This window comes from Xenorhabdus eapokensis, from assembly GCF_001908105.1.
In genome coordinates this window covers 152,719-160,250 of the sequence record NZ_MKGQ01000007.1, presented here as the reverse complement: position 1 = coordinate 160,250, position 7,532 = coordinate 152,719, and the positions used below count along the sequence as shown (strand labels likewise).

Below are 7,532 nucleotides of genomic sequence, written 5' to 3'. Positions count from 1 at the left end.
ATGATAAAATCTTGCTGTGACATAGCCTTTTGTTCCTTTATTTCTCTATTTTTGACGACTTAAAGTTATAAAGGAGCGGCTATGTCATTTCAACTCACCCTAAAAGTCGAGCATCGCGTTATTTTACAAAAAATGTATCTTAAAAATAAATAGTTACAACAAAATGCATTATACAAAGAAAAATTATCTGGGGTGGATGTTAACACATCTGATATTCTCACGGCTATTAAGTGTGCCTTTACCCGTTGATTAGAATCAAGGCAATAAATTGCTCTTAGTCAACAAGGGCATTTTCAGTGCCATTTCCCGTAATACAACTGGAGAATTTTTACTCGCACCTTAGAAAGCAGTCCGGTACATTTATCATGGTATATACTTAAGTATGTTTTAAATTTTTTAGAGTAAAAACATGCTGGAATATATCGTAAAGCACGGTAATGATATGGTGAAGGTCTTGGGAACTATCGGGACTTTTATTGGTATTATTTTGTCTGTATTAAAGAAGCTTTATGCAGATGTGAGTGTTTTTAGAGAGAGAAGGGCAATAAAGTATATAAAATATCTCAATGAGTACAATATTTATTTAGATGAGCTGAGTAAAGACTATATTAAATATGAAATTGCCTCTGAAATAATGTTTGATGTTACAAAAATAAAATCTGATAAATTTAGAAATATATTTATCAAGTTGAAAAAAGATGGATTAGAGCCGGAATATATAGCTCTCCTTAAAAAATTGAAAACATGTACTGTTTTAAATTTTGGTATAGTTCAAGTCAATATTGGCACTTCTTATTACTTTTCTTATTGTTTTGAAAAAATATTTTCAACTTATTTTTTCACATTGGCATTTGTTGTATTGGTTGTGTTTTTATTCAAAGTGGATACCTTGAGTAATACTATCGGGAGTGCTTCAGATTTCTTTTTGGTTGTTTTAAGTATGATATTACTTATGGGGATTGGTATCTATTTATTAATGTTAAGTCCATCAAAATATCAAATCCGGAAGTTAAATGAAGAGTTAATGAAATATAAAATCGATGATGTTAATTTGTAGACTAGATTTGTTGATTTGACATTGTATCTAAACTTGAAGTCTGTTAGACAGTGAGTTTAATTCTGTTTATCTTCTGGAGCTACTCAAATGAAAGCAAGCTGTTTAACGGAAATTATATTACCTGATAATTATCATGCGAGAGATTTTTTAGCCTTTCATCAAAGGGATGAAATGGGTGTTTCTGAAATCGTGCAGCAGAATCAAATTAAAAAAGGGGTTATTTGGCATGAAAAACCCGCCCTTTTGACCATTATAATGGAAAAAAATAGGGCGAAAATACAGCTTGATATTGATGGTGATAAAGATTGTTCTTCACAACATGAAGCATTATCGACGCTAGCTTCCCATATGCTTGGTTTGAAACAACCTGTTGATATATTCGAATCTATCTATCAAGATCATCCTGTTATTGGAGAATTGGTTAGCAGGCAAATGGGCTTACGCATTTATCAATCTGCGACACCTTTTGAAGCGCTTACTTGGGCGATCATCGGGCAACAAATTAGCTTAAGTGCAGCAATTTCCATTAGACGGCGTTTTATTCAGGCAGTGGGGCTTCAGCACTCTTCTGGGTTACTGTGTTATCCGAATTATAAGCAAGTGATGCAATGTTCACAGCATGAGCTCCGTCAATGTGGTTTTTCTGTGGGTAAAGCCAATGCCTTATTGAATGTTTGCCAACTTATTGATTCTGGAGTATTGGAGCTAAATAGCCCAGAGGGAGAAAATGGGGTGAAACGGCTGACGGATGGCTTGCTGGCTATCAAGGGCATTGGCATGTGGACAGTTAATTATACCTTGCTACGAGGATTCAGTTACCTGGATGGTTCACTGCATGGCGATGTTGCTGTCAGGCGTAATCTCCAATATTTGCTCAGCCAGAAAGAAAAAGTGAGTGCGGAACAGGCAGAAAAATGGCTGGCAGATTTTTCTCCCTGGAAAGCGTTGGTAGGAGCGCATTTATGGCAACAGCAATCCAGTAGTGGATATTAATACCATTCTAACTTCCTTGTCAGATACTTTTCATCAAGTAGCAAGAAGACTGGAAAGAACATGGATGACAAGTTGGAGTTCATCATGATTCGGTGATTTGAGTATAACCACCGGATTGGTTTGGGGAAATAGGAGAAATTTTGGTTATGTTATCTTTTTTACCGTTTGAAGATTTGGCGCAACAGCTTTTACCTATGGCAATAGAAGGTGATGATGGTGCACATGATATTGCTCACCTTCATAGGGTATGGCGAAATGCCAAACAAATTTGTGAAGCGGAATCGGGTAATTTGCGATTAGTATTTGTCGCTGTGCTATTGCATGATTGTGTGAGTGTTGAAAAAAATTCGCCAAACCGACATCTTGCCTCACGCATGGCGGCAGAAAAAGCAGCATTGCTACTGAAAGATTTGGCATGGAACGAGGAGGAGATTAATGCTGTCTGCCATGCCATTGAAGCACATAGTTTTTCAGCAGGTCTATCTCCCAGAACTTTGGAAGCAAAAATCGTGCAAGATGCGGATCGGCTGGATTCTATTGGCATGATTGGTGTTGGACGTTGTTTTTACACCGCTGGCCGTATGGGTTCTTCATTGTATGACTTGCATGATCCACTGGCAAAGCAGCGCGAATATAATGATAAGGCTTATACTATCGATCATTTCTTTACTAAGCTGTTTAAAATTGAATCAGGATTTCAGACTGTATCAGGTAGAAAAATGGCGAATGAAAGGACAGAGCGAATGAAAATGTTCCTTGATGATTTTCTTGATGAGATTCAGGTTGAAGTAGCGGATTGAGGAGATTAGGTATAATAGGCGAAATTTTTATAAGTAAGAGAATGGGCAGTGACAGAATTATATACAGTAACCGAAAATTTTAGTGATGAATATTGGATGCATCGGGCAATAGATTTAGCAATGCAAGCGCAAGCAAAGGGAGAAATTCCTGTTGGTGCTGTATTGGTAGCAGATAATAAGGTGATTGCTGAGGGGTTTAACCATCCAATCACTGACCATGATCCCACCGCCCATGCAGAAATCATTGCCTTGCGGCTGGGCGGAAAACAATTGCAGAATTATCGTCTGTTGAATACGACACTGTATGTCACTTTAGAGCCTTGTGTCATGTGCGCAGGTGCGATGGTACACAGCCGGATACAACGGTTAGTTTATGGTGCCAGCGATATGAAAACCGGAGCGGCAGGCTCATGGATTGATATCTTGCGCCATCCAGGCATGAATCACCAAATTGAAATTACCGGCGGTGTGTTGGCGAAAGAGTGCTCCACTATGTTGAGTGCTTTTTTTAAACAGCGTAGGGAACAGCATAAGGCATTGAAAAAATGAAAGCTCAGCAACAGGAAATGCCATAGTCAGTTATATGTGAGATCTCTGACTTCGACTGACAGATAAAGTCGCGACTCATATAAATAAAGAATTCAATAATTAATTTTATTGAATTCTTTTCAAAAAATATCGTTTCCATATTTTTTTATTTTAAAATGTAACAATATGACCTGACCAAATACCACCATATGTCACATCTCTATCATTATCATCACCAACCTGATAATCAAAGAAGATCTCTCCATCATGTTCAGGAAATGCCAAATTATTATTTAATAGGTCATAAGGTATATTAAATTTCAATACGGCTGTTTTTCCATCTTCATTATCTGGCTGATATGGCATTGTATTTTTAAAAGGATAAGTTATTGTTTTGTTTCTAGAGTTAATATATAAAGTCAGAATGATTTCTGAACCAAGTTTTACTTTAGTGTTATCACTATTATCATTGGTTCCTGTTATTGTGACAAATAAACCCGCATCATCTGGATTATTTGTATGGTTAGATATTTTTTGATTATTTATACCGCCATCTTTTTCTATAAGCACATCGAAGCTAGAATAAACCTTACAGGATTCATATATTCTATCAATGTCTTTCCACGGTTTATTTGGTCTTCCTCGATAAGTAACACTTACAGGATAGGATTTAACTAAAGTATCTCCATTTCCTCTTATTACAAGATAAGAAAGTTGTGATAATTTATTTTCCTGAAAAATAAAGTATGGCAATTTAATTAAACATTGATTGTCTCCATTTATATCAATGGCTCTAGCGTAATACTTGTATTCACTATTAACATTAAATAATAAGAAATCATCAACTTTATAATTTTTACATGGCGTTGTATCTATCCAAAATTTGCTTTCTCCTTCTGATGTTAAATTACCGTCAATAGCAGTAACCACTTCAGGTGGTTGTTGATCATACCCCACATCATCAATAATGATAAAAATAATGCTATCAGAAACAGAAAAGTCGCTTGGTATTTTTATTATTGAAGACAAATAAATAATTAATGGTAATGGCTTAATAGGAGAGATGTAAAATTCCACCTTCCCTTCATTATCTGAGTTTATAGAAAAACCAGAATAAAGAGAAAGTTTTTGAATATTTATTTTCGTTCTTCCATCATTAGCATAAATGTATACTTCTTCTAGCTGATCAAATATCCTACTCTTTATAAAAATCGGAATTCCTGGTAATGGATTCCCATTTTTATCTTTGATAATTGTATGTACTTTAGTTGATATAGTATCTATTTGAGAACTATTAAATGACGCTGGCACTGATAAGAATTCATTATCCACGATTAATTTCAATGACTCAGGGTAAATTTCTTTTGAGATATATTGCAATGTTTTCTGCTGAACACCATTCAATGATGTTTTTACACTAAAATAAATTTCTTCATTTTCTGCTATAGAATTAATTACGGTAAGCGTCACTGTTGCCGTAGCCTTTTTATTATCACTCTCCAGAGTTAAGGTAATATCTTCAGTTGGTATAGAAATGTTTTTATTTTTAAAAAATGAAATTGTTGAACTGCTATCTATGATCTCATCAGATAATAATGTCACTGTAAACAAAAAACTCTGCCCTATGATTAAATTCCCTTTTTCTGGCAGTGAAAAAGTCATATCACTAGACATATATTTATTCCTCTCATATGTTTCATGTTTTTTATTTATTTTCTGTGCTAGCCAGACCCCATAATTATTCTTTCTATCGGAAAGAAATTTCCTTGCCGAAGTTATTTAATTCAATATCTAATATGTATATAAACTAAAAGATATAGTTAAATTTATAAAACTACCGAACACTCCCTTACTCCTCGATACATGAGGAGTAAGGAACTGTCTTATGTTCAGTTACTCACTAGAATGCAAGGCCATTTTTGTTAATTGTTTTATAAAATTACATTATGTTTGCTTTATATTTCAATCAATTAGAACCAGGAGGTGGTGTAGTACCAATATATCCGTCCCAAACAGCACTATACTGAATAGTTTCATCTTTAAAAAATTGATAGTCAAAACTGATATTACCCCTCCAATTAATATCAATAATATCGTTATAAGGAATATGAAAGTAAATAGAGTTTTTATTACCTGGGCCACCTATTTCTTTTAAACCAATCTGTTTGGTATAAGATTTAGTGAAATTTTTATTATCTGAATTAATATACATGTTTAGAGTAATATCTGTTATATCTAATGGAACTGGATTCAATTTCTCTTTAGAATCATTGCCTTGAGAGCGTATAATCTCAATAAATAATCCATTATAGGTGTACCCAGGATATTTCATAATGTTATCATAACCAATACTGTTAACAGGTGGTATAGCAATATTGGGGTCAACACCAATACTGGGATGAACTATGCACATATCATAGTTTCTCTTAACTTCTGACTCAGGTTCATAGAATACACCACCTAAATAAGTGACTGGTAGTGTTTCAGAATATAAGGTATCCCCTGTTGGTTTAACTACAGAATAAGAAAATTCATATGGTTTAGATTGTTGTTCAAATATTGAATAAGGAATTTTTATATTATACTGATCTAACTGTTTTTTAGGATTCGAAATAAGCACCTTATGACCAGTAAACTTAAGATTATTGGCCTGTATATCTTTAACAAAAAATAAAATTGTATCACCTGGTGATACTGTATCGTAACTACTTACTGATGTCATAAAGTATGGTAGTCCTGAATTTGCATATATACCACTGGGATCATAACCAAAAATATCAGGTGTTCCTATAGAATTCATATAACCTGGTTCAATATAATTAACTATATAGATTATTTTCTTAGCCAAAGATTCAATGTTATCCAGAATAATAGCCTTTAACTCAACTGTACCTACCAATGCTAGTTTAGGATGTAGATAAAACTTAACTAAGCCATCACCATCTGAAGTGAGCATTATCCCATCATTAGGTCCAATCTTTTCAGGAATAATATCAATATTGCTAGCATCCTTAAAATTAAACTCGTTCATTTTATGTGCAGCCACGGATGTAATAAATATAGGCGTACCAACTAGTTTTTTCCCAGATTTACTTTTCAAAGTCGTGTATACTGGCGTGAAATTATTCTCTAATGGTTTGCTATTACTGATGAGCGGTGTTTGCAAATAAGGTTTCTCAACAAAAAGAGCTAACGAGCCTACATCAATTTCATTCGCCTTGCCTATAAATCCTATAAAGTTGAAATCACCTTCACTAGTCGCTGCATCAGTATGAATTTCAAACTTAATCTCAGAACCATCTTGCACTGTTCCACCACTTGGATCTTCCACAGTAAAATTTAATTTGGCAGATGCTTTTTTATAACCGTCTGTGTAAATAAGTGAAATAGGATTATTAATATCCTGATCAAATTTTATATTTTTACTGATATTTTTTATAGTAACATGTTTGTCTGGTAAAATAAGTTGATCTGAACTTAATGTTACTGTAAAACTCACACTCTGGCCTATCACTAAATCTGCTTTCTGATTAATTGAAATCTCCATTTTATTATTATTCACAGCCTTAGCTTTGCCTGTGAAATTCACGTTATTAAATATAATTCCACTCGATTTTGCATCTGTATCTATTTCAAATATAATCTCATCACCATCATGTACTGGATTGCTTCCTACCGTCTTAAGTACTGTAAAACTCAAATCGGCAGTTGCAGTGAGACTTTTATCCCCATAAACAAGCTGAATAGGCTTACTAACATCTTGATCAAATTTTATATTTTTACTGACTTTTTTTACTGTTATAGACTTATCAGTATCAATACCTGTATCCGATGTTAATGTTACTGTAAATTTCTTTTGCTGACCTATAAATAAATCATCAGCCGGTTTAAGTGAAATGTCCATATGAGCCTTAGCTGTCATTTTATCACCTCGAATTATTATTATTACCACTAATAGATTGTATTAATTTTATTCAGTTTAAAAAACTTACTACATGAAAATAATTTTAATATTACCTGTTATGTAACCATTTCAACTTTGATGCTCAACATAGCCGTATAAAAAATAAAAAACCAATGAAAAAAAGTTATCAGTTGATAACTTTTTTTCATCACGACAGTTGATTATATTTGTACAATCCTTTTTGAACTTG

At 33.7% G+C, this 7,532-nt stretch carries 6 protein-coding genes; 4 read left to right on the top strand and 2 right to left on the bottom strand.

The features are described from left to right. The first annotated feature begins 409 nt into the window (after positions 1 to 409). The 4 genes from Xedl_RS07560 (at position 410) to tadA (ending at position 3,399) form a co-directional block, all read left to right on the top strand. The gene (locus Xedl_RS07560) at positions 410 to 1,057 is read left to right on the top strand and encodes a hypothetical protein (protein ID WP_074023212.1); all 648 of its coding nucleotides are present in this window, start codon (positions 410 to 412) and stop codon (positions 1,055 to 1,057) included. Between the two features lie 87 nt (positions 1,058 to 1,144). Then, positions 1,145 to 2,050, top strand: coding sequence for a DNA-3-methyladenine glycosylase 2 (locus tag Xedl_RS07555; RefSeq protein WP_074023211.1), 906 nt, complete (start codon positions 1,145 to 1,147; stop codon positions 2,048 to 2,050). A gap of 146 nt (positions 2,051 to 2,196) precedes the next feature. Beyond that, positions 2,197 to 2,850, top strand: a complete 654-nt coding sequence (locus Xedl_RS07550) for an HD domain-containing protein (RefSeq protein WP_074023210.1) — start codon at positions 2,197 to 2,199, stop codon at positions 2,848 to 2,850. A gap of 96 nt (positions 2,851 to 2,946) precedes the next feature. Continuing rightward, positions 2,947 to 3,399 (top strand): tRNA adenosine(34) deaminase TadA, encoded by a 453-nt coding sequence (gene tadA / locus Xedl_RS07545; protein WP_244149684.1) that lies wholly within the window; start codon positions 2,947 to 2,949, stop codon positions 3,397 to 3,399. Between the two features lie 150 nt (positions 3,400 to 3,549). On the opposite strand, the gene Xedl_RS07540 is transcribed toward tadA, so the two are convergent. Beyond that, positions 3,550 to 5,052, bottom strand: coding sequence for a hypothetical protein (locus Xedl_RS07540; protein ID WP_074023208.1), 1,503 nt, complete (start codon positions 5,050 to 5,052; stop codon positions 3,550 to 3,552). A gap of 292 nt (positions 5,053 to 5,344) precedes the next feature. Beyond that, positions 5,345 to 7,300 (bottom strand): hypothetical protein, encoded by a 1,956-nt coding sequence (locus Xedl_RS07535; RefSeq protein ID WP_074023207.1) that lies wholly within the window; start codon positions 7,298 to 7,300, stop codon positions 5,345 to 5,347. Positions 7,301 to 7,532: the final 232 nt, after the last annotated feature.